The sequence below is a fragment of the Streptomyces violaceorubidus genome (assembly GCF_000717995.1).
In the GTDB taxonomy this organism is placed as follows: Bacteria; Actinomycetota; Actinomycetes; order Streptomycetales; family Streptomycetaceae; genus Streptomyces; species Streptomyces violaceorubidus.
On sequence record NZ_JODM01000002.1, the window covers coordinates 257,860 to 278,872 of the forward strand.

At 74.3% G+C, this 21,013-nt stretch carries 17 protein-coding genes; 2 read left to right on the plus strand and 15 right to left on the minus strand.

Annotation, left to right across the window (positions count from 1 at the left end):
* Position 1: 1 nt before the first annotated feature.
* The 12 genes from IE94_RS0105095 to IE94_RS0105150 all read right to left on the minus strand — a co-directional run bounded on the left by IE94_RS0105095 (position 2) and on the right by IE94_RS0105150 (position 15,599).
* Entirely contained in the window at positions 2 to 898 is an 897-nt protein-coding gene (locus tag IE94_RS0105095) for a dihydrodipicolinate synthase family protein (protein WP_030178752.1), read from the minus strand.
* Positions 895 to 2,394 (minus strand): NAD(P)/FAD-dependent oxidoreductase, encoded by a 1,500-nt coding sequence (locus IE94_RS0105100; protein WP_030178755.1) that lies wholly within the window; start codon positions 2,392 to 2,394, stop codon positions 895 to 897. Before IE94_RS0105100 ends, IE94_RS0105095 begins: the two co-directional genes overlap by 4 nt.
* A complete protein-coding gene (locus IE94_RS0105105; protein WP_030178758.1) occupies positions 2,387 to 2,641 on the minus strand; it encodes a (2Fe-2S)-binding protein in 255 nt (84 codons plus the stop codon). Before IE94_RS0105105 ends, IE94_RS0105100 begins: the two co-directional genes overlap by 8 nt.
* Entirely contained in the window at positions 2,638 to 3,798 is a 1,161-nt protein-coding gene (locus tag IE94_RS0105110; protein WP_030178761.1) for an NAD(P)/FAD-dependent oxidoreductase, read from the minus strand. The genes IE94_RS0105105 and IE94_RS0105110 overlap by 4 nt, the downstream gene beginning before the upstream one ends.
* A gap of 120 nt (positions 3,799 to 3,918) precedes the next feature.
* Positions 3,919 to 5,847 (minus strand): SWIM zinc finger family protein, encoded by a 1,929-nt coding sequence (locus IE94_RS0105115; protein ID WP_245235189.1) that lies wholly within the window; start codon positions 5,845 to 5,847, stop codon positions 3,919 to 3,921.
* A 1,046-nt stretch (positions 5,848 to 6,893) separates the two neighbouring features.
* On the minus strand, positions 6,894 to 9,782 hold the full coding sequence (locus IE94_RS0105120; RefSeq protein ID WP_030178766.1) for a DEAD/DEAH box helicase: 2,889 nt from the start codon (positions 9,780 to 9,782) through the stop codon (positions 6,894 to 6,896).
* 177 nt (positions 9,783 to 9,959) lie between these two features.
* Entirely contained in the window at positions 9,960 to 10,541 is a 582-nt protein-coding gene (locus tag IE94_RS0105125) for a hypothetical protein (protein WP_030178769.1), read from the minus strand.
* Positions 10,538 to 11,686, minus strand: a complete 1,149-nt coding sequence (locus IE94_RS0105130; RefSeq protein WP_030178772.1) for an ROK family glucokinase — start codon at positions 11,684 to 11,686, stop codon at positions 10,538 to 10,540. The genes IE94_RS0105125 and IE94_RS0105130 overlap by 4 nt, the downstream gene beginning before the upstream one ends.
* Positions 11,687 to 11,802: 116 nt before the next feature.
* Complete coding sequence (locus IE94_RS0105135) at positions 11,803 to 12,594, minus strand: ATP-binding cassette domain-containing protein (RefSeq protein WP_030178779.1); 792 nt, start codon at positions 12,592 to 12,594, stop codon at positions 11,803 to 11,805.
* Complete coding sequence (locus tag IE94_RS0105140; RefSeq protein WP_030178781.1) at positions 12,591 to 13,631, minus strand: ABC transporter permease; 1,041 nt, start codon at positions 13,629 to 13,631, stop codon at positions 12,591 to 12,593. Before IE94_RS0105140 ends, IE94_RS0105135 begins: the two co-directional genes overlap by 4 nt.
* The gene (locus tag IE94_RS0105145; protein WP_030178784.1) at positions 13,628 to 14,632 is read right to left on the minus strand and encodes a sugar ABC transporter substrate-binding protein; all 1,005 of its coding nucleotides are present in this window, start codon (positions 14,630 to 14,632) and stop codon (positions 13,628 to 13,630) included. Before IE94_RS0105145 ends, IE94_RS0105140 begins: the two co-directional genes overlap by 4 nt.
* A gap of 229 nt (positions 14,633 to 14,861) precedes the next feature.
* Positions 14,862 to 15,599, minus strand: a complete 738-nt coding sequence (locus tag IE94_RS0105150) for a myo-inositol degradation transcriptional regulator (protein ID WP_106977739.1) — start codon at positions 15,597 to 15,599, stop codon at positions 14,862 to 14,864.
* A gap of 128 nt (positions 15,600 to 15,727) precedes the next feature.
* Here IE94_RS0105150 and IE94_RS0105155 point away from each other — a divergent pair, with 128 nt between their 5' ends.
* Complete coding sequence (locus IE94_RS0105155; protein ID WP_030178788.1) at positions 15,728 to 16,741, plus strand: Gfo/Idh/MocA family protein; 1,014 nt, start codon at positions 15,728 to 15,730, stop codon at positions 16,739 to 16,741.
* A 287-nt stretch (positions 16,742 to 17,028) separates the two neighbouring features.
* On the opposite strand, the gene IE94_RS0105160 is transcribed toward IE94_RS0105155, so the two are convergent.
* Positions 17,029 to 17,424 carry a ribonuclease domain-containing protein gene (locus IE94_RS0105160; RefSeq protein WP_030178801.1) on the minus strand — a complete coding sequence of 132 codons (396 nt, stop codon included), beginning with the start codon at positions 17,422 to 17,424 and terminating at the stop codon, positions 17,029 to 17,031.
* A 177-nt stretch (positions 17,425 to 17,601) separates the two neighbouring features.
* Here IE94_RS0105160 and IE94_RS0105165 point away from each other — a divergent pair, with 177 nt between their 5' ends.
* Complete coding sequence (locus tag IE94_RS0105165; RefSeq protein WP_030178803.1) at positions 17,602 to 18,372, plus strand: SDR family NAD(P)-dependent oxidoreductase; 771 nt, start codon at positions 17,602 to 17,604, stop codon at positions 18,370 to 18,372.
* A gap of 94 nt (positions 18,373 to 18,466) precedes the next feature.
* Here IE94_RS0105165 and alc read toward each other — a convergent pair whose 3' ends face one another.
* Positions 18,467 to 19,597, minus strand: coding sequence for an allantoicase (alc, locus tag IE94_RS0105170; protein WP_030178806.1), 1,131 nt, complete (start codon positions 19,595 to 19,597; stop codon positions 18,467 to 18,469).
* Between the two features lie 65 nt (positions 19,598 to 19,662).
* Entirely contained in the window at positions 19,663 to 21,000 is a 1,338-nt protein-coding gene (allB, locus tag IE94_RS0105175; RefSeq protein ID WP_030178809.1) for an allantoinase AllB, read from the minus strand.
* Positions 21,001 to 21,013 lie beyond the last annotated feature (13 nt).

Consider the following 21,013-nt stretch of genomic DNA (forward strand, 5'->3'; position numbering starts at 1 on the left):
GTCAGTTCACCCCGGCGTCGAGGAGGGCCTGGGTGGCGGCCCGTACGACGGCTTCCGTCTCCGGGGCCAGCGGCTGCCGCGGCGGGCGGCAGGCACCACCCCGGCGGCCGGTCATCTCCTGGCCGAGCTTGATGGCCTGGACGAACTCCGTCTTGCTGTCCCACCGCAGCACCGGGTGCAGTTGGCGGTAGAGCGGCAGCGCGGTCTTCAGGTCGCCCCGGACGGACGCCTCGTACAGCGCGAGACAGGCCCGGGGGAAGACCTGCGGGTACCCGGCGACCCAGCCCTTGGCCCCGGCGACGGCGACCTCCAGCACGGTGTCGTCGGTGCCGATCATGAGGTCGAGGCCGGGGGCCAGCTCGGAGATCTCGTAGCAGCGCCGGACGTCCCCGGAGAACTCCTTGACCCCGACGATGAACCCTTCGGCGTGCAGCTTGGCCAGCAGGTCGGGGCGCAGGTCCACCTTGGTGTCGATGGGGTTGTTGTACGCCGTGACGGGCAGGCCCACGGAGGCCACCCGTTCGAAGTGTTCGAGCACCGCGCGGTCGTCGGCGCGGTAGGCGTTGGGCGGCAGGCACATGACCGCCTGGCAGCCCGCGTCCTTGGCGAACCGGGCGTGCCGCTCGGCCTCGCGACCGCCGTAGGCGCCGACGCCCGGCATGACGGTGAACCCTTCCGGGGCGTGGGCCAGGGCGGTCTCGACGACACGGTCGCGCTCCTCGTACGTGAGGGTCTGGTACTCGCCCAGGGAGCCGTTCGGCGCGACGCCGTGCATCCCCTGCTCGGCGAGGTGGGCGACGCTCTCGCCGTAGGCGGCGAAGTCGACCGAGAGGTCGTCGTTGAACGGCAGGCTGGTCGCGACGATGACGCCGTGCCAGGGCTTGCGGGTCTCGCTCATGGACACTCCTTGTCGGTTTCCCCGTCGGCCGTCGATGCGGGCGGTACCGGCGGTACGGGTGGTGCAGGCGGTGCAGGCGGTGTTTCGTCGAGGTCGGCGAGCGCCCCGAGGGTGACGGGCGTCGCGACGAGTCGTTCCGCTGGCTCGTACGCCCGCCCTCGCGCCGTGAGGCAGTGCACGGCCGGTCCGCACATCCGGCCCTGGCACCAGCCCATGCCGGCCCGGGTCAGTTGCTTGACCTGCCGGTGGTCGTGGGCGCCCTCGGCGCGGGCGGTGCGGATCGCCCCGGCGCTCACCTCCTCGCAGCGGCACACGACCGTCTCGTCGGTCAGCCACGAGGGCCAGGCGGGAGGAAGCGGGTGGGCCAGGGCCATCGCCCGGGCGAAGGCCCGCTGCCGGGTCACCGCCGAACGCGGCGCGGCCGGGCGGCCGTTCACCGGCAGGGGGCCGGCACCCAGGTCGGCGAGGATCGACCGGGCGGCCAGCCGGCCCTCGTTCACCGCGAGGGCCGCCCCGCCGACGCCGCAGGTCTCCCCCGCGGCGTAGACACCGGGGACGGTGGTGCGCTGGCCCCCGTCGACCGCGACGACCGCGTTGCCGTCCGCCGAGTCCGTGAGGGCGCAGCCGAGGGGGACGAGCAGGTCGAGTTGGGGCGCGAAGCCCCAGCCGACGCCGACGGCGTCGACCTCGACGCGTCGCTCCGTACCCGGGCGCGGGCTGCCGTCCGGCGCCAGCGAGGCGATCCGCACCGAGGTCACGCGTGCACCGCCCGCCGCGGCGACGATCGCCGTGCGCGGGCGGACGGGGACGCGGTGGCGCAGGAGCGCGGCGGCGTACCCGGCTCCCTCGGCCCACTTGCCGGGGTTGCGCAGCAGCGGGCCGGGGTGCCGCAGCCAGGCCCGCGGGTGGGCGGCCTCGCACACCGCGACGACCTCGACGCCGCGCGCCGCGAGACCGGCGGCGACCGGCAGCAGGAACGGGCCGGTGCCGCCCAGCGCCACCCGGCTCCCGGCCGCCACTCCGCCGCCCTTGAGCAGCGCTTGCAGGCCGCCGACGGTCAGCACCCCGGGCACATCCCATCCGGGGAAGGGCAGTTGACGGTCGTAGGCGCCGGTGGCGACCAGGAGCCTGGGCGCCCGCAGGACGAGGGCGGTCTCCCGTGGTGCCTCGCGGCGGTCGACGGCGTGCACCGCGAATCCGTCGTCCTCGCGGACCACGGACCACGCGTGGTGTCCCAGGCGCAGGTCGAGCCGGCCGGTCGTCCGGTGGGCCGCCAGCGCCTGGCACAGGGCGCGGTACCGGCGCAGTCCGTGGTGCAGGTCGTCGGTCGCGACCAACGCCCGCGCGTGCTCCGGCGGGTGCCGCCAGTACTGACCGCCGAGGGCCGCTTGGGAGTCCAGCAGGACGACGCGCACTCCCCCGGCCAGCGCGGTGGCCGCGGCGGCCATGCCCGCCGGGCCCGCGCCGACTACGACGAGGTCCGCCGGTTCACTCATCGTCGCCCTCCCGGGTCGTGACGGTCATGCCCGTCCGGGCCGGCACCAGGCAGGCGCGCTGTCCGCGGGCTCCGTCGACGGTGACGAGGCAGTCGAAGCAGACGCCGATGCCGCAGAACACGCCGCGCGGGCGGTGTCCGACGCGGGTGGTGCGCCAGGCGAGGCGGCCCGAGGCCACGAGCGCCGCGGCTACGGTCTGTCCCTCGACGAACGGCAGGGGGTCGCCGTCGACGACGATCTCGCTCACTGGGGCGCACCTCCGGGAGTCAGGAAGCGGTCGGGAAGAAGACCGGTGTGGGCGGCCGGATCGGCGCCGCGCCAGGGGCGGCCGAGCAGGTGCGCCGTCACGAGCGCGCCGGTCGCGGGCGCGAGGCCGATCCCCGCCCCCTCGTGACCGCACGCGTGGACGACGCCCGGCACGCGCGGGTCGGGGCCCACCACCGGCAGGTGGTCCGGGCAGTACGGCCGGAATCCGCGGTAGGCGCGCATCAGGTGAACGCCGCGCAGGAAGGGGAAGAGCCGGCACGCCTGCGCCGCGAGCCTGGTGACCACGGCGGTGTTCATCGTGGTGTCGAAGCCGACCCGTTCCCGGCTGGCGCCGATGAGGATCGTGCCGCCGCGGGTGCCCTCCACGACGCACGAGGTCTCCAGCCCCGCGTCGGACGAGGCCACGCCCGCGACGTAGTCGGCGGAGTAGACCTTGTGGCGGACCATCGGCGGCAGCGGTTCGGTCACCAGGACGAAGCCGCGGCGCGGCAGCACCTCGACGGGAGCGCCGAGCCGACGGCCGACCTCGCCGCCCCAGGTCCCGGCGGCGTTGACGACGGCGTCGGCGGGCAGCACCTCACCGGCGGCCGTCCGGACGCCGGTGACGCGGCCGTCCCGGCCGGTCACCGCCCCGGCCACCTCGCCTTGGCGGAAGCGCGCGCCGTGCCGTACGGCGGCCCGCAGCAGCGCGGCCGCCGCCAGCACCGGCTGGACCTGCGCGTCCTGCGGGTAGTGGACGCCGCCGGGGAGGCCGGGAGCGAGGTGGGGTTCGAGGTCCCGCACCCGGTCGACCCGCTCGGCGCGGACCCCCGCCGCCTCCTGCCGGGCGGCGAACTCCTGAAGCGCGGCGAGGCCTTCGGGACCGCTCGCGACGACCAGGCCGCCCTTCGCCTCGAGTTCGAAGGTGTCGGGGCCCAACTCCCCGCCCACCTCGTCCCACAGCGTGCGGCTCAGCCGGGCCAGGTCGAGTTCGGGGCCGGGTTCCTTGTCGGAGAGGAGGACGTTGCCCTCCCCTCGGCTCGTCGTCCCGGCGCCGACGGGTCCGCGGTCGGTGACCGTGACGTCCAGCCCCGCCGAGGCGGCGTGGAAGGCGCAGGCGGCTCCGACGACTCCCGCGCCCACGACGACGACCTTCAGGGTCAACCGGCTCCTCCTCCGCGCACGCACCTCACTGTGCAATGTCACATGCCATGGGTGAGGCTATACATCCGGCAGGCGGAAGACAACGCCCCCTTCGCGCCCGGCGGTCGGCGTGGGTCAGAGATCGTCTCGGGTGCCCAGGCCGGTCAGGGCGCCGACCGGGTCGAGGTCGGGTGTGCCGCGCGGCCACCAGTCCTCGCGGCCGGGCTCCGACTCGTACGCGTACCACAGCCCGGCCCGGCCGAGTCTGAGCTGGACATGACCCCGGGGGTGGGTGAGGCGGTTGCGCCAGGGGCGGAAGGCGGGGAGGTCGGCGGCGAGCAGCAGGGGGCGGGCGCGGTCGAAACGGCCGGCCGGCGGGTCCCAGGGCTCCTCCAGTACGTCGAGGCCCTCCGGTCCGCCCTGCCGCCAGGCGGCGACGGCCCGCGCCAGCGCCGCCGTGTCGCGCCCGGCGGCCGAGGCGAGGGACGCGTAGAGCGCGCGGGTGCCCGCGGTGAGACCGGATCCGGGGCGCGCGGCGGCAAGGCGGACGGCGTCCTGCCACAGCGTCAGTTGGCCGACCGGGTCCCGGCCCGTGGTGAGCAGGGCGTGGGCGCGGGCGGCCGCGTCGGTGGCCAGCTGGTCCAGCGCGAACGGGTCGGGGCCGCCCGGGGCGGCCGGGTAGGCCGGTGGCTGTTCGGGGTGCGGGGGCGCGGGCAGCGGTGCCGGGAGGGGCGGCAGGGCGCGCGGGGTGAGCGCCGCACCGGCCCGGACGCCGGGCAGGGGCGCCGGTCCGCGGTCTTGGGCCGCGCGCGCCGCCCGGGCCGCGTTCCGCCGGGAGAGGGCGTCGAGCAGTGCGCGTTCGCCCCGGCCGCGCAGCAGGAGCAGGACGAAGGGGTCGGCGTCGAGCAGACGTGCCGTCTGGTAGCAGAGGGCGGCGGCGTGCTTGCAGGGGTGGCCGGAGTCGGGGCAGCTGCACTGCGGGGTGAGGTCGCCGGGCCCGGGGAGCAGCGGGACGCCGCGGTCGGCCAGGTCGGCCAGGGAGTGCGGAAGTTGTTTGTCGAGGAGGGCGGCGATGTGCCCGGGCCGTTCGACGGCGGCGTCCAGGAACCGGTCCCAGTCGGCCTCGCCGAGTGTCCGCAGCCGCACCTGGACGCGGTACGGCCGGGCGCGGCTGCCCTGCACGTAGGCGAGGACCAGCCCGGGCGTCACGGTGATGGCGTCGACGTGTCCCCGCTCCGCGTAGCCGCGCCCGCGCTCCAGCCGGGCGGCGTCCAGAGCGCCCTCCTCCAGGGCCGTCACCCACGCGTTTCCCCACCACGTGCCGGCGAAGCCCTCGCCCCCGGCCTCCCGGGGCGGCAGCGCGGGAAAGGTGCGCCGGAGATCGCCGTCACGGTCCGGGGCCGCCATCGAACCGGGTGCGCGTGGCTGCGCGGGCGGTCCGGTGTGGGCCCTGCCCTGCCCCGCCGACGGCTGCCGGGGCTGCCGGGGAGGCCGGGGGTGGCGCGGGTGTGGGGACTCGGCGTCGGGTCCTGGACCTTCCGGGCGGGACGGGTGCCCGGCTTCGGGGGAGGTGGGAGCGGCTTCGGCGGCGGGTGCCGCCCCGCGCGAGGGGTCCGGCTCCGGGTGCGCCACCGCCCGGCCCCCGGCGGCGGATCCGCCGGCCGGCTCCCCGGCGGGCGGGGCCTCCTCGACCGGGTCCGCCTCCGGGGGCAGCCGGAACGCACCCGCGGCGAAGTCCCGTACGGCACGGGCACGGGCGTCGGCGGTGCCCGAACCGCCCGCCCGGCGCTGACGACCGGCCGGACGCGAGGACCGCCGCGCGGGCACCGCGCCCTCGGCCGACCCGCCCTCCAACGCCGCGTCCACCTGCGCCCGCCGACGCGCCGCCCGCAACGCCTCTCGCGCCACGTCCGCCGGCCGGGCACCCCCTGCGCCCACGGCACCGGGGAGCACCGCCCCGCCAGGAAGCGCCGCCCCACCGGGGGCGCCTCGGCCGTCCGGCGGGGCCGAGCTGTCTGTGGCACCCGAGCTGTCCGGCGCGCCCGAGCCGTCCGGTGCGGCCATGCCGTGGGGCCGGCCCACCAGCCCACCCGAACCCTCCGGCGCGCCCGAGTTGTCCGGCGTGCGCGAACCGTCCGGTGCGGCCACACCGTGGGACCGGCCCACCAGCCCGCCCGAACCATCCGGCAGGCCCGAGCCGTCCGGTACGGCCACACCGTCGGACCGACCCACCGACCCACCCGAGCTGTCCAGCGTGCCCGAGCCGTCCGGTGCGGCCACGCCCTGGGACCGGCCCACCAGCCCACCCGAACCGTCCAGCGTGCGCGAACCGTCCGGTACGGCCACACCGTCGGACCGACCCACCAGCCCACCCGAACCCTCCGGCGCGCCCGAGCCGTCCGGTACGGCCACGCCCTGGGACCGGCCCACCGACCCACCCGAACCGTCCAGCGTGCGCGAACCGTCCGGTACGGCCACACCGTCGGACCGACCCATCGACCCGCCCCAGCCGTCCGGCGGGCCCGAGCCCTCCCGTGCGACCACACCGTCGGACCCGCCGGTCCGCTTCCCCGGAGCCGCTGGCGGTTCCCCCACGGGTCCCGGGCCACCCGAGGCGGCCGAGGCTGCCTGGTCGGGCGAGGTCGTCCGGTCGGCCCGTTCCCCGAGGAGGTCCCGGTCTGTCAGGGGCGCCGCACCGGCCCGATGCGCAGGGTTCCGCGGACCCGGCGGTGGCGCGTCGGAGGCGTGGGCGGCGTCCTGCTCGGCCGAGAGGGCGGAGTCGTGGGAGGCGTCCGGCCGCGCGTCAGGGGTGTCCGCGGGCTCCTGCTCCGCCGCCCGCCGAGCGGTGCGTGCGCTGCGGAGCGCGGCGCGGGCGATGTCACCGGGGCGCGGTGGGGTGTCCTGCGGGGTGTCCCCCTCCTGCTCCCGGCCCGGGCCGCCCTCCTGCCCGCGGGCCGGAGCCGACGGGGCCCGGGACGGGGCCCGGGACGGCGGCGGTGCGGCCGGCCCACGGTCCGCACCCGTGCCCGCCTCCGCGTCCGCGCCCGTCGCCTCCCCCCGCTCGCGTGCCTCCCGCAGGGCGCGGCGGGCCTCGTCGGCGGGCCGGGGGGTCATGACGGCCTCCGCAGGGACACGAGGTCGGACAGCTCACGGGCCGTCAGTTCGGTGAGGGCCGACTCCCCGGAGCCGAGGATGGCATCGGCCAGGGCCCGCTTGGACTGGAGCATCTCGGCGATGCGGTCCTCGACCGTGCCCTCGGTGATGAGCCGGTGGACCTGGACCGGCTGGGTCTGTCCGATGCGGTAGGCGCGGTCGGTGGCCTGCTCCTCCACCGCCGGGTTCCACCAGCGGTCGAAGTGCACGACGTGGCCGGCGCGGGTGAGGTTGAGGCCGGTGCCGGCGGCCTTCAGGGACAGCACGAGGACGGGGGTCGCCCCGCTCTGGAAGCGGTCCACCATCCGCTCGCGCTCCGGCACCGGCGTACCGCCGTGCAGCAGGTCGACCGGGACCGCGCGGGCGGCGAGGTGGGAGGTGATGAGGCGGGCCATGCCGACGTACTGCGTGAAGACCAGCGCCGAGCCGTCCTCCGAGAGGACCGTGTCCAGCAGTTCGTCCAGCAGGGCGAGCTTGCCCGAGCGCGCGGTCATCCGGTCGGAGCCGCCCGGCGGATGCTCCTCCTTCAGGAACAGCGCGGGGTGGTCGCAGATCTGCTTCAGCGAGGTCAGCAGCTTGAGGACGAGTCCGCGCCGGCCCATGCCCTCGGCCTCCTCGATGGCGAGCATCGACTCGCGCACCACCGCCTCGTACAGCGCGGCCTGTTCGTGGGTGAGCGGGACGGGGCGGTCGGTCTCGGTCTTCGGCGGCAGCTCGGGGACGATGCCCGGGTCGGACTTCCTGCGGCGCAGCAGGAAGGGGCGGATGAGGCGGGCGAGGCGGTCCACCGCCTGGTCGTCCTCGCCGTTCTCCACCGCGCGGGCGTGCCGGGCGCGGAAGGACTTCAGGGGGCCGAGCAGCCCGGGGGTGGTCCAGTCGAGCAGCGCCCACAGCTCGGAGAGGTTGTTCTCCACGGGTGTGCCGGTCAGGGCCACCCGCGCCGGGGCCGGGACCGTGCGCAGGGCCTTCGCCGTCGCCGAGTACGGGTTCTTGACGTGCTGGGCCTCGTCCGCGACGACCATGCCCCAGGGCTGCTCGGCCAGGGTCGCGGCGGCGGACCGCATGGTGCCGTAGGTGGTGAGGACGAACCCGCCCGTCAGTGCGGCGAGGGTGCGGTCGGGTCCGTGGAAGCGGCGGACCGGGACGCCGGGCGCGAACCGGTTGATCTCCCGCTGCCAGTTGCCCAGCAGGGAGGCCGGGCAGACCACCAGGGTCGGTTCGGTGCGGGCCCGTTTCAGGTGCAGGGCGATGACGGTGACGGTCTTGCCGAGGCCCATGTCGTCGGCGAGGCAGCCGCCGAGGCCGAGCGAGGTCATGAGGTCGAGCCAGGCCAGACCGCGCAGCTGGTAGTCGCGCAGGGTGGCGTGCAGGCCGGGCGGCGGGGCGGCGGGGCGCACGCCTGCCGTGAGCCGGTCGCGCAGGGCGGCCAGCGCGCCGACGGGCACCACGTCGACCGTCTCGCCGTCTGCCTCCGCGCTGCCGGTGAGGGCGACGGAGAGGGCGTCGACCGGGTCGAGCAGGCCGAGGTCGCGCTTGCGGGCCCGGCGGACGAGCGCGGGGTCGACCAGCACCCACCGGTCGCGGAGCCGGACGACGGGGCGGTGCGCCTCGGCGAGGGCGTCCATCTCGGTCTCGGTGAGCGGGTCGCCGCCGATCGCGAGCTGCCAGCGGAACTGGAGGAGGTCCTCGCTCTCGAAGAAGCCCGTGCCGTCGGTCGCGGAACCGGGCGCGGTCCTGATCACGGCGGTCGCGGTGAGGTCCTGGGCCAGGTCGCGGGGCCAGTGCACGGCGACCCCGGCGGCGGCGAGCCGGCCGGCCGCCACCCCCAGCAGGTCGGTGACCTCCTCCTCGGACAGGGCCAGCACGTCGGGCACGTCCTGCTCGGTGAGCCGGTCCAGCGGCGGCCAGACCCGGGCCGCGCGCCGGACCGCCAGGGCGGTGTCCACGCGCGCGCGGGTGCCGAACGCGGCGTCGGCCGTCCCCGACCACAGGTCCGCCGCGTCGGCGACGAGGGTGGGGTCGGCGAGGCTGTGCACCTGGACGACCGCCGCCCCGGCGTTGCGCGGGCCGCCCTCGCCGCCTCCGCCCGGGGCGTCCTCGCCGTCCCGGTCGAACAGGTCGTACGCCGACAGGTCCAGGCGGAGCGAGATCCGCACGCCCGCGTCCATGCCGGCGGCGACCTCCGCGGCCCAGTCCTGGGCGTCGGGCAGGTGCTGGGCCCCGCCCGCGGCGAACGGCCGGCCCACGGCGTGGGGTGCGGCGGCGGTGCGGGGCAGGGTGTCGGCGACGGCGTCCAGGAACGCGCGGACCAGCGCTTCCGGCTCCGGCAGCCGGATCGGGCCGGGGCCGTCGAGCGGGACCGCGTGGCCCTGCGGGGGCAGGGCGGCGGCCACGGCCCGCAGGTGCGCGATGTCGTCGGGGTCGAGCGGACCGGCCCGCCAGGCGTCGTGTCCGGTCGCCGTCAGGCCGGGCAGCAGCCGGCCGCGCGCGGTGAGCCGCAGGGCGTGCAGGGCCGCCGCGCCCCAACAGGCGGTGGCCGGGTGGGCGGCCGGGTCGTGCCGGGCGCGCACCAGCAGCGGCAGCGCCTCGGCGAGCGGCAGCGACAGCGCGGGCGCGGTCCCGCGCCGCACCCCGGCGCCGTGCCGCCGTACGACGGTCAGCTCCGTCGGGCCAGCGCTCCGGTCGTCGTCCGCCTGCCCGACGACCGGGCCGCCGTCGGGGTCCCAGAAGGCGATCCGTCCCTCACGCGGGAGTGGCGCGGGCAGGAAGACGGCCGCCAGCCGCAGGGGGACGGACGCCGTCGGCACCTCGGCCCGCCCCGTCTCCGTCACGACCACGTCGCTCATACGTCCTGTCACCTCCCGCCCGTCTGCCCGATCACTTCTGGTCGTCGACCAGAAGTCGTCGACCAGCTGTCTTCGACCAACTGTCTTCGACCAGATGTCTTCGACTCTACGGGCGGGGTCTGACAATCGGCTCCGGCGGCCGGACCGCCGGGCCCGGAGCCCGGAGCCCGCCGGGCCCTACGGAACGGTGTGCGAGACGACGTACACCATCGGGTAGTCCGGATCGTCCATGTTCACGACGACGTCCTGGGTCGGCGCCGGGTCCGCCTGCTCGTTGACGACGCCCCACCAGGAGCCGGATCCGGCGAACTCCCAGCCGGTGACCCGCTGGGCGCGGTCGCTGATCGCGATCCTGTCCTTCTTCAGCGCGTCCCGGTCGACGCCCAGCCCGGCCAGGAAGACGTCGAGGCCGGCGGCGGTCGTCTCGAACTGGACGTAGAGCCGGCTGGTCTTCCAGTTGTTCGTCTCGTAGTACGCGACCTCTTCGGACGGGACCGGGACGGGCACCTCGTAGATGCGGCGCTGCAGCTTGGAGGGCCAGCCCTCGGTCATGCCGGTCGCCGCGTACTTCGCCTCCTTCTCCCGGCCGCTGTCACGGCTCTGGCCGGCGGAGATCGCGAGGTAGCCGGCGGGGACGCCGATGAGCAGCACGATGATGAGCAGGGTGAGCGCGCGGCGGCGGATCATGTGCCGGCGGCCCTCCGCCGCGGGGCCGGTCGGTTCCGGGGGGCCGGGCTGGTGGGGCAGGGCTTCCGTCACAGTGACTCCCCGGGCGTGCGGCGGGCCTCGGCGTACCGCTCGTAGCGCTCGTAGCGCTCCACCCGGCGCCGCTTGGCCCGGCGGAACCGGCGGGCGACGAGCCGGGCCAGGTCGGCGGCGCCCACCATGCCGGCCTCGGGGCCGAGCTGGGCGCGGACGATGCGGGCCTCGGGGCGGTAGCCGCGGCCGGTGAGCTGGCGCTTGAAGGCGTCGCGCGCGGGGCCGATCAGCAGGTCGTCGGCGGCGCTGACACCACCGCCGATCACGAAGCAGGACGGGTCGAGGGCCGCGGCGAGGTTGGCGATGCCGACGCCGAGCCACTGTCCGATGTCCTGGAGCAGCTCGACGCACATGGCGTCGCCCTCGCGGGCCAGCTCGGTGATCATCGGGCCGCTGATGTCGCCGATGCTGCCCTTGACGTGCTCGATGATCCCGTAGGCCACCGGCGAGTCGGCGGCGGCCAGCTCGCGGGCCTCCCTGACCAGCGCGTTCCCCGAGCTGTACTGCTCCCAGCAACCGCGGTTGCCGCACGGGCAGCGGTGGCCGGCGGGGACGACCTGCATGTGCCCGAACTCGCCGGCGACGCCGTACTTGCCGCGCTTGACCTGGCCGTCCTCCAGGATGGCCCCGCCGATGCCGGTGCCGAGCGTGATCATGACGAGGTGGTCCTCGCCGCGGCCGGCGCCGAAGCGCCACTCGGCCCAGGCGGCGGTGTTGGCGTCGTTGTCCACCAGGACGGGTACGGCGAGCCGGCCGGCGATGCGGTCGCGCAGGGGTTCGTTGCGCCAGGACAGGTGGGGGGCGAACAGCACGCGGTTGCGGTCGGCGTCGACCCAGCCGGCCGCTCCGATGCCGACGGCGTGCACGTCGTGCCGGTCGGAGAGGTCCAGGACCAGCTCGACGATCGTGTCCTCGACGACCTTCGGGCTCTTGGACTTGTCCGGGGTCTCCGTGCGGAGCTTCTCCAGGATGTTGCCGTCGGCGTCGACGACACCCGCCATGACCTTCGTGCCGCCGATGTCGATGCCGACCGTGGGCACGCGGGGTGCCGTGAGGTGCGAGCGGCGTTCCCTCGTGCCCACGGTGCGCAGAACCGGGGCACGGCGGGAGCCGATGGGGGCGGTGAAGTCGCGGTAGGTGCTCATCGGGTGCGATTGTGCCGCACGGCTCCGCCGGGTGCCGAATGGGACAGGGGGTGGGTTGGACGGTTCGTTGCCGGGTGCGGGTTCATCGTGGCTGGTCGCGCAGGTCCCCGCGCCCCTCAGGGGCGTTCCAGTTCGTGACGTAGGTCGTCCAGCTCTGTTCCACCGGCCATCTGCTGGGTCAGCTCGTCCAGCGTGACCTCGTCACGCAGTTGCTGGGCCACCATCGTGCCGCGCTTCAGGAGCACGAAGCGGTCGCCCACCAGGTACGCGTGGTGCGGGTTGTGGGTGATGAGTACGACACCCAGGCCCTGGTCGCGTGCCGCCGCCACATATTTCAGGACCACACCTGACTGCTTCACTCCCAGTGCCGCCGTCGGCTCGTCCAGCACCAGCACCTTCGCGCCGAAGTACACCGCGCGGGCGATCGCCACGCACTGGCGCTCGCCGCCGGAGAGGGTGCCGATGGGCTGGTCGACGTCGCGGAGGTCGATGCCCATGCGCAGGAGTTCCGCGTGGGTGGTGCGGCGCATGTGGTCGACGTCCATGCGCTTGAACGGGGCGACGCCCTTGCGCGGCTCGGAGCCGAGGAAGAAGTTGCGCCAGACCGGCATGAGGGGGACGACGGCCAGGTCCTGGTAGACGGTGGCGATGCCGCGGTCCAGGGCCTCGCGCGGGGAGGATAGGCGGGTCTCCTCGCCGTCCAGGCTCAGCGTGCCGCCGTCGTGCTGGTGCAGTCCGGCGATGATCTTGATGAGGGTGGACTTGCCCGCCCCGTTGTCGCCGAGCACGCAGGTGATCTCCCCGGCGTGGACCTCCAGGGACACGCCTTCGAGGGCGCGGACGTTGCCGTAGTTCTTGCTGACGCCGGACAGCTCGACGAGTGCCGTACGGCTTTTGGTCTGCGTCACTTGGTGGCCTCCGCGCGCTTGCGGACCCAGGCGTTGAGCAGGGTCGCGAGGAGCAGCATCGCTCCGAGGAAGAACTTGAACCAGTCGGGGTTCCACTCGGCGAAGACGATGCCCTTGCTGGTCATGCCGAAGATGAACGCGCCGACCGCCGAGCCGACGGCGCTGCCGTAGCCGCCGGTGATCAGGCAGCCGCCGATGACGGCCGCGATGATGTAGATCAGCTCGTTGCCGACGCCCTCGCCGGACTGGACGACGTCGTAGGAGAAGAGCAGGTGCTGGCCGGAGATCCAGGCGCCGAAACCCACGCCCATGTAGAGGCCGATCCTGGTCCTGGTGACCGGGACGCCCACCGCGCGGGCGGCGTCCTTGTTGCCGCCGACCGCGAAGATCCAGTTGCCGGCGCGGGTGCGCAGCAGGATCCAGCTGCCGACGGCGACCAGGGCGAACCACCACAGGATGGTCACCTTGAGGCCGACGCCGCCGACGGTGATCGTGGCGGCGAAGACGTCGTGGGCGGAGGGGAAGCCCTCCATGTCGGCGATCGACTTGGTGGAGACGGTGCCGTCGATGAGCTTGGTGAAGCCCAGGTTCAGGCCGGTCAGCATGAGGAAGGTGCCCAGCGTGATGATGAAGCTGGGGAGTTTGGTGCGGGTGAGCATGAAGCCGTTGAAGGCGCCGATCGCCAGGGTGACCAGCAGCGACACGCCGACGCCGACCCAGACGTTGGCGGTCATCTGGTAGCTGAACATCGAGGACACCAGCGCCGAGGAGGTGACCATGACCCCCGCGGACAGGTCGAACTCGCCGCCGATCATCAGCAGCGCCACCGGGACGGCCATGATGCCGATCGTGGAGGCGGCGTAGAGCACCGTGCTGAGGCTGGAGGCGCGCAGGAAGCTGTCGGCGAAGAACGCGAAGAAGACGAAGACGGCGATCGCGCCGACGACGGAGCCCAGCTCGGGGCGGCCGAGGAGTTTGCGCAGCGCGGAGGTCTGCACAAGCCGTTCGTCGGCCTGCTTCACCTGCGTGGCGTTCACCGGGTGCCCCGCTCGGTGTAGTCGGCGAGGGCGGCGGCGTCGTCCTTGGTGATGATCTGCGGCCCGGTGAGCACCGGACGGCCGCCGCCGAGGACGTCGGCGTTGTACCGGTACAGCCACAGCAGGTCGACGGCCTCGTAGCCCTGGAGGTAGGGCTGCTGGTCGACGGCGAAGCCGAGGGTGCCGTCCTCGAGTCCGGCGGCCACCTTGGCGTTGAGGTCGAAGGTGTCGATCTCGGCCTTGCTCCCGGCGCCCTGCTTGGCCTTGACGGCGGTGTCGGCGTAGGGGGCACCGAGGGTGACGACGGCGTCGACGGACTTGTCGGTCTGGAGCTTGGCCTCGATGGCGGACTGCACGTCGGGCATGCTGGTGCCGTTGACGTAGAGCCGTTGCACCTTGCCGTCGAAGGTCTTCTCCACTCCGTCGCAGCGCTGCTCGTGGCCGACGTTGCCCTGCTCGTGGAGCACGCAGATCGCCTGCTTGCGACCGCGCTGGTTCAGTTCCTCGCCCACGGCCTCGCCCGCGATCGTCTCGTCCTGGCCGATGTGGGTGAGGGCGCCGAACTTCTTGGACTCCTCGGAGCCGGAGTTCACCGTGACCACCGGGATGCCCGCCTTGTGCGCGCGGGCGAGGGCGGACTTCATCGCGTCGGGCTTGGCGAGCGTGACGATGATGCCGTCGACCTTCTTGTCGACGGCCGCGTCCACGAGCTGGGCCTGCTGCTGCGCCTCGTCGTCGTGGGAGTAGAGGAAGTTGATGTTGTCCTTGACCGCGGCCTGCTCGGCGCCGCTCTGGACGATGTCCCAGAACGTGTCGCCGTCGCCCGAGTGGGTGATCATCGCGAAGGTCCAGCGGGGGGTGTCCACCGCCGCCCTGCCCTCGGCCGACGCGGCCTTGCGGGCGTCCTCGGCGCGCTTGCCGCCGGTACTGCTGCACCCGGCCAGGGACACCGACAGTGCCCCAGCCAGCGCGATGCCCACCCATGTCCGAAACCGTGCCACGAGGCCGTGCCCTTCTTGCTGTCCGTGCTGTGCGTGCGGGGGTCCGTCAGGATCCCGGCCGGGTTCCGCGAACCCCAAACGCCCCATTGTCCGACACACAAGCGGAGCACATGCCTCCGGGGATCGGCCGACGGTCACATTGTCCGGACATTGCGACCAACCCGCACGACGGAGTGCCCGGGGGAAGCCGCCGTCGGGAGCCGCGGCAGGGGCCGCCGGACGCGGTCGCTCAGGGCCGCACGAGCAGCTGGAACTCGAAGGAGTAGCGGGACGGCCGGTAGGTGTGGGTGCCGAACTCGACCGCGCGTCCCGTGTCGTCGAAGGTGGTGCGCTCCATCGTGAGCAGCGGGGCGCCCGCGTCCTCGCCGAGCCGCTCGGCCTCGGCGGTGGTGGCCGCGCGGGCGCCGATGGCCTGCCGGGCGCTGTGCAGGGTGATCCCGGCGGCGCGCATCAGCCGGTAGAGGCCGGTGGCCTCCAGCTGCCCGGTGTCCAGGTCGACGAGGCCGGGCGGCAGGTAGTTGCACAGGTACGCCATCGGCTCCCCGTGCGTCAGCCGCAGCCGCTCGATGCGGTGCACGTCGCTGTCCTCGGCGACAGCGAGCGCGGCGGCGATCTCCGCGGTCGCCGGGACCATGGTGTTGACCAGCACTTTCGTGGCCGGACGCTGGCCCGCGGCCTCCAGGTCGTCGAAGAGGCTGCTGAGCTCCAGGGGGCGCCTGACCTTGCTGTGCACGACCTGGGTGCCGACGCCGCGGCGGCGCACGAGCAGGCCCTTGTCGACGAGCGACTGGATGGCCTGGCGGACGGTGGGCCGGGACAGACCGAGCCGCGCGGCCAGCTCGATCTCGTTGCCCAGCAGGCTGCCGGGGGTCAGCGCGCCGTGCTCGATCGCGGCCTCCAGCTGCTGCGACAGCTGGAAGTACAGCGGCACGGGGCTGCTGCGATCCACGCTGAGGTCCAGCGACACGGTCGGGTCCACTTCTGGTTTCGGCACGGGCCGAGCGTAGCCGCGTGCGCAGATGACGGGAAGGTGCGTAGTTCGATTGTCCGGACATACGCATTGACAGGGAGCGGTGCTGAGCCCACTTTGTTTCCATGCGCATCGGGGTCATCGGAACGGGCCGCATCGGCACCGTTCACGCCAACACGCTCAGCCGCCACCGCGACGTCGGATCCCTGATCCTCACGGACGCCGACCTCGGGCGGGCCCAGGACCTGGCGCACCGGCTGGGCGAGACGGCGGCACCGGGAGTGGACGAGATCTTCCAGTGGGGTGTGGACGCCGTGGTGATCACGACGGCGACCCCGGCCCACGCGGAGCTGATCGGCCGGGCGGCCCGCTCGGGGCTGCCGGTGTTCTGCGAGAAGCCGATCGCCCTCGACCTGCCGGGCACCTTGCAGGCGATCGCCGAGGTGGAGGCCGCCGGGACGATCCTCCAGATGGGCTTCCAGCGCCGCTTCGACACCGGCTGCACGGGAGCCCGGGAGGCGGTGCGGTCCGGGCGGCTCGGCCGGCTGCACACCGTCCGCGCGGTGACGAGCGACCAGGCCCCGCCGCCGGCCGAGTACCTGCCGCAGTCCGGGGGGCTCTACCGGGACACGCTGATCCACGACTTCGACATCCTGCGCTGGGTGACCGGGCGGGAGGTCGTCGACGTGTACGCCGCCGGGTCCGACGCCGGTCCGCCGATGTTCCGCGCGGCGGACGACGTGGACACCGGTGCGGCGCTGCTCACCCTGGACGACGGCACCCTGGCGACCGCGACGGCGACGCGGCTGAACGGGGCGGGGTACGACGTGCGGATGGAGCTGGCCGGGGAGCTGGACCAGATCGTGGTGGGCCTGGACGACCGTACGCCGATCGCGTCCACCGAGCCGACCGGGCCGCCGGCCGCGGACAAGCCGTGGACCGGCTTCGTGGAGCGCTTCGGGCCCGCCTACGAGGCCGAGCTGAACACCTTCGTGCAGGTGGTACGGGGCGAGCGGGCCAACCCCTGTGACGGGCGCGAGGCGCTCCAGGCCCTGCGGATCGCGGAGGCCTGCGACCTCTCCCGCCGCGCACGCAGACCCGTACGGCTCGCGGAGATCCCCGAGGCGCTCCCCGGCTAGTACGCGTCCCGTACTCGTCGTCCTGGGACGCGTCCAGGGCCGGCGCCCGGAAGGGCCGGTCGGGAGGGGCCGTCGACCGAAGTCGCGCGAGCGGGGACCTTCGGCGTGCGGTACCGCGCGCCGAAGGTCCTTCCGTCGGGCTGGACTCGCCCCGCGGCCGATGCGTGTGGGGGTACCGCGGGGCGAGAGTCGGGATCATGAAGGAATGGCGGGAGTTGCTGGGCCTGCTCGCCGTGCCCCAGGGCGGCTACGAGGTCCAACCGAGCGTCGCGCCGGCCGGCCGGGCGTCAGCAGCCGTGGTCGACGAGGTCGAACGACGCGTAGTGGTCGGCCGTGTAGTAGTCCTCCTGGTTCTCCTCACCGGTGACGATCCTGCGGGCGCCGCGCGTGTCGGAGCCCGGAGTGATCACCGTGTACTCGTGGTAGTACCCGGAGGACCGGCTGGGCAGGATGCCCTCCCGGTTCTGGAAGACGGTCCCGTCCTGCTCGAACGGGTAGGGACCGCCCTGCTCGATCAGGTCGAGCGTGTCGTGCGCCTGGGAGGGCAGGTCGCTGTAGCAGATGTCGCCGACCGCCGCGGGGGCGGCGCCGGCCGTGGTCGCGGAGACGGTGCCGCCCACGAGGAGGGCGGACAGGACTGCGGCTGCTGCGCCGAGCCGGGCGGTGCGTGGGGGGAATCGCATGCGCTCATGATGACGCGCGTAGACAGTGGCATGTCAATGACAAGACTGTGGAGTTTCCCGGTACGTCCCATGAGTTTTCCGCGTGTTCACACCCCTGTTCGACCCGGACGACGCGTCGCCCGGGTCGACGTCCGTTCACCGCCAGCACGGTTGCGGCGGCCCGGCTGGGATGGACCCATGAACACGAACGCGAACCCATGCGCCCCCGCCACCGCTCCCCTGACCGGCCGCACCGCCCTGGTGACCGGCGGCAGCCGGGGCATCGGCGCGGCGACCGCCCTGCGACTGGCACGGGAGGGCGCGGACGTGGCCCTCACCTACCTGAACGGCGAGGACGCCGCCGAGGACGTCGTACGGGCCGCCCGGTCGCTGGGACGCCGGGCGGTGGCCCTGCGGGCCGACTCGGCCGACGCGGACGAGGCGGCGGGGGCGGTCGAGCGGGCCGCCACGGCGCTCGGCGGCGGCCCCGACGTGCTGGTCAACAACGTGGGCCTCGGCCTGCTCGGCCCCCTGGAAAGCCTCTCGCTCGCCGATGTCGACCGGCTGCTCGCGGTGAACGTCCGCGGTGTCTTCCTAACCTCGCAGGCGGCCGCGGCCCGCATGACCGAGGGAGGGCGGATCATCACCGTCGGCACCTGCATGACCCAGCGGGTCCCGGGGCCCGGCGGGACGCTCTACGCGACGAGCAAGTCGGCGCTGATCGGGCTGACCAAGGCGCTGACCCGGGAGCTGGGCCCGCGCGGGATCACGGCGAACATCGTGCACCCGGGGCCGATCGACACCGACATGAACCCGGCCGACGGCCCCTACGCGGACGGGCAGGCGGCCATGACCGCGCTGGGCCGCTTCGGCACGGCGGACGAGGTCGCCGCGACCGTGGCGTACCTGGCGTCCGCCTCGTACGTCACCGGCGCGGAGTTCGCGGTGGACGGCGGCCACGCGGCGTAGCCGCCCCCGGGACGCGGTCGCGCACCAACGTGCGCGCGGGGCGCACCGGTGCTGTCCTGCCGGTGCGCCCCGCGGGTCGGTGAGGAACGGCGGGTCAGCCGCCCAGCTCCTGGTGGCGGGCGGCGAGGTGGGCCGCGCCGTCCTCGGTCAGGGAGCCGAACAGGCGCAGCCGGGAGATGCCGCCGTCGGGGAAGATGTCCACGCGCGCGTGGGTGCCGACGGCCGTCTCGGGCAGCACGAAGCGGTGGTTGGTGTCGGGCTGCATCCGGGTGCGCGGGAGGATCTCGCGCCACTCGCCCGCCTCGCCGTCCTTGACGGAGACGGAGGCCCAGCCGGCCGAGTTGCCCTTCAGGTACGCCGTGTCGATCTCGATCGCGCGGATCTGGGCGCGGTCCACCAGGCGGTACTGGATCCAGTCGTTGCCCCGGTCGCGGCGGCGGCGGGTCTCCCAGCCGTCGTCCATCTTGCGGGAGCGGCCCGGCTGGATGGTGTTGGTGGCCGGCGAGTAGAAGAGGTTGGAGGCGTCCTCGACCTGGCCGCCGTTCTCCAGGGCGACCACGTCGAAGGTGCCGAGGGCGGTGAGCCAGGCGGGGTCGGGGACGACCTCGCCGTACACGCGCAGGCGGGCGATGCCGCCGTCGGGGTGCTGCCCCAGGCGCAGGTGGGTGAAGCGCTGCTCGGCCTGGACGGCGAAGCCGTTGGCCGCGTGGCCGCCGACCGCGGTGCGGGGGACGAGGGTCGTCCACTTCACGTCGTCCGCGAGCAGTTCCTCCGGGGACGGGGAGCCCGCGACCGAGGCGCCCTCGACGGAGACGGCCTGCGGGTAGTTGCCGCGGAAGTGGGCGGTGTCGACGACGATGCCGCGGATCACTCCGGGGGCGCCGAGGCGGATCAGCGCCCAGTCGTGGTCGTCCTCGGTGGGCCAGGGGTGCTCGGCCGAGGCACCGCGGCGCCGGCGGGTCTCCCAGCCGTCCATGACCTTGCCCTTGTGCCCGAAATGCTCGGGGTCGAACTCGGCGGGCCCGGGCACCAGCAGGTTCTCGCGCTGGGCGAAGAACTCGTCGTTGGCGGCGACGACACCCGCGCCGAGCTGCCGGTCGGCAAGGTTGGCGTACTGGGTGAAGGGGAGGTCGGCGGTGCGGTAGTCCGCGTACGGGTCGCCGCCTCCGTAGGGCTGGGCGTCGCCGGTGAAGCTGGCCAACGAGGTGTTCTGCTGGGCCGTCACGGTGATCAGGTGTTCCTTTCGGGGCTGTTCGGGGGGGTACTGGGTCCAGGGAGTGTCCGGGTACGTCAGGCCCGGTCGAGGAGCTGTCCCTTCGGGTCGGTGAACGCGCCGTCCGCCACGATGCGCTCGCCGCGCAGCCAGGTGGACTTCACGACGCCGTGCAGGGTCCTGCCCGCGTACGCGGTGACGCGGTTGCGGTGCTGGAGGGCGGCCGGGTCGACGGTGAAGGTCTCCTCGGGGGCCAGCACGGCGAAGTCCGCGTCGTGGCCCGGCGCGATGGCGCCCTTGCGTGCCTCCAGCCCCACCAGGGCTGCCGTGCGGGCCGACATCCAGCGCACGAGGTCCTCCAGGCCGAGGCCCCGCCCGCGGGCGGCGGTCCACATGGCCGGCAGGCTGAGCTGGAGACCGGCGATGCCGCCCCAGGCGGTGGCGAAGTCGTCGGTCTTGAGGTCGGCGGTGGACGGGGAGTGGTCGGTGACCACGCAGTCGATGGTGCCGTCCGCCAGCGCCTGCCAGAGCAGGTCCTGGTTGGCGGCCTCGCGGATCGGCGGGCAGCACTTGAACTCGCTGGCGCCGTCCGGCACCTCCTCGGCGGTGAGGGTGAGGTAGTGCGGGCAGGTCTCGACCGTCACCTTGACGCCGTCGGCGCGGGCCTCGGCGATCAGCGGCAGGGCGTCGCTGGAGGAGAGGTGGAGGACGTGCACGCGCGCGTCGAACCGCTTGGCCTGCGCGAGCAGCGTCGCGATCGCGGTGTCCTCGGCGTCGCGCGGGCGGCTGGCGAGGAAGTGGGCGTACTGGGGGCCGCCCTGCTGGGGGGCGGCGGCCAGGTGGTGCGGGTCCTCGGCGTGCACGATCAGCAGGCCGTCGAAGGCGGCGATCTCCGTCAGGGACCGGGCGAGCTGCTCCTGGTCGAGGTGCGGGAACTCGTCCACGCCGGACGGCGACAGGAACGCCTTGAAGCCGAAGACCCCGGCCTCGTGCAGCGGGCGCAGGTCCTTGACGTTGTCCGGCAGGGCGCCGCCCCAGAAACCGACGTCGATGTGGGCCTTGTCCGCGGCGACCTCGCGCTTGGTGCGCAGGTTCTCGACGGTGGTGGTCGGCGGGATGGAGTTGAGCGGCATGTCGACGAGGGTGGTGATGCCGCCGGCGGCCGCGGCGCGGGTGGCGGTCCAGAAGCCCTCCCACTCGGTGCGCCCGGGGTCGTTCACGTGCACGTGGGTGTCGACCAGGCCGGGCAGCACGACGTGGTCGCCGACGTCCTCCAGCCGGGCGCCGTCCGGGACGGGGGCGTCGTACGGCAGGACCGCCGTGATCTTCTCCCCGGTGACCGCGATCGACGCGGCGCGTGTCCCCTCGGGGGTGATGACGCGCGTCGAGCGCAGCACCAGTTCAGCTCCGGACACCCGAAACCCCTCT

Coding starts and splice junctions, on each gene's coding strand:
- IE94_RS0105095 (WP_030178752.1), bottom strand. CDS start 898: ATGAGCGAGACCCGCAAGCCCTGGCACGGCGTCATCGTCGCGACCAGC.
- IE94_RS0105100 (WP_030178755.1), bottom strand. CDS start 2,394: ATGAGTGAACCGGCGGACCTCGTCGTAGTCGGCGCGGGCCCGGCGGGC.
- IE94_RS0105115 (WP_245235189.1), bottom strand. CDS start 5,847: ATGGCCGCACCGGACGGCTCGGGCGCGCCGGACAGCTCGGGTGCCACA.
- IE94_RS0105120 (WP_030178766.1), bottom strand. CDS start 9,782: ATGAGCGACGTGGTCGTGACGGAGACGGGGCGGGCCGAGGTGCCGACG.
- IE94_RS0105130 (WP_030178772.1), bottom strand. CDS start 11,686: ATGAGCACCTACCGCGACTTCACCGCCCCCATCGGCTCCCGCCGTGCC.
- IE94_RS0105155 (WP_030178788.1), top strand. CDS start 15,728: ATGCGCATCGGGGTCATCGGAACGGGCCGCATCGGCACCGTTCACGCC.
- IE94_RS0105160 (WP_030178801.1), bottom strand. CDS start 17,424: ATGCGATTCCCCCCACGCACCGCCCGGCTCGGCGCAGCAGCCGCAGTC.
- IE94_RS0105165 (WP_030178803.1), top strand. CDS start 17,602: ATGAACACGAACGCGAACCCATGCGCCCCCGCCACCGCTCCCCTGACC.